Source organism: Kocuria rhizophila (assembly GCF_003667225.1).
In the GTDB taxonomy this organism is placed as follows: domain Bacteria; phylum Actinomycetota; class Actinomycetes; order Actinomycetales; family Micrococcaceae; genus Kocuria; species Kocuria rhizophila.
In genome coordinates this window covers 1-766 of record NZ_RCOM01000163.1, presented here as the reverse complement: position 1 = coordinate 766, position 766 = coordinate 1, and the positions used below count along the sequence as shown (strand labels likewise).

The 766-nt window shown below is 68.3% G+C and carries 1 protein-coding gene; it reads left to right on the top strand.

Annotated elements, in window-relative coordinates; all coding sequences use genetic code 11:
* Positions 1-55: 55 nt before the first annotated feature.
* On the top strand, positions 56-742 hold the full coding sequence (locus tag D9R02_RS11830) for a DsbA family protein (RefSeq protein ID WP_019311267.1): 687 nt from the start codon (positions 56-58) through the stop codon (positions 740-742).
* Positions 743-766: the final 24 nt, after the last annotated feature.

Sequence of the window (766 nt, the reverse complement as noted above, 5' to 3'; positions counted from 1 at the left end):
CCCCTGGCCCCCTCCACCGGTACGCCCTGCTGCCGGAGACAGAACGGACACCCCTGTGAGTACTACCGCCAGCCCGCCCACCCCAAAGCAGAAGCCCTCCAAGGCCAAGATCATCGTGTGGGTCCTCCTGGTCGCCGTCGTGGCCGCCGTGGCCATCCCGATCCTCATCGCCCGTGCCAACTCCACCCCCGAAACGGTGCCCCAGGGCCAGGGGCAGGTCGTGCGGGAGAACAGCCGGGTGCTCTCCCAGGCACCGGACGAACAGGCCGTGCTGGTGGAGTTCCTGGACTATGAGTGCGAAGGGTGCCGGGCCGCCTACCCCGTCATCGAGGAGCTGCGGGCCGAGTACGCCGACACCGTCACCTTCGTCCACCGCTACTTCCCGCTGCCGGGCCACCGCAACTCCATGAACGCCGCCCTCGCGGTCGAAGCCGCCGCCCAGCAGGGACAGTACGAGGCGATGTACCAGCGTATGTTCGAGACCCAGGAACAGTGGGGGGAGTCGGCCGAGGACCAGAGCGCGGTCTTCCGCGGCTTTGCCGAAGACCTCGGCCTGGACATGGCCGCCTTCGACGCCGCGGTGGCTGATCCGGCCACCCAGGAGCGCATCGAGCTCGATGTCGCTGACGGTGAGGCTCTGGGGGTGGGTGGGACTCCCACGTTCTTCCTCGATGGGGAAGTGCTCAACCCCGAGTCCCTGGAAGGCTTCCGGGACGCCGTCGAAACCGCAGCCACCGACTGACCCAATGGTCACCCCACCCCACAC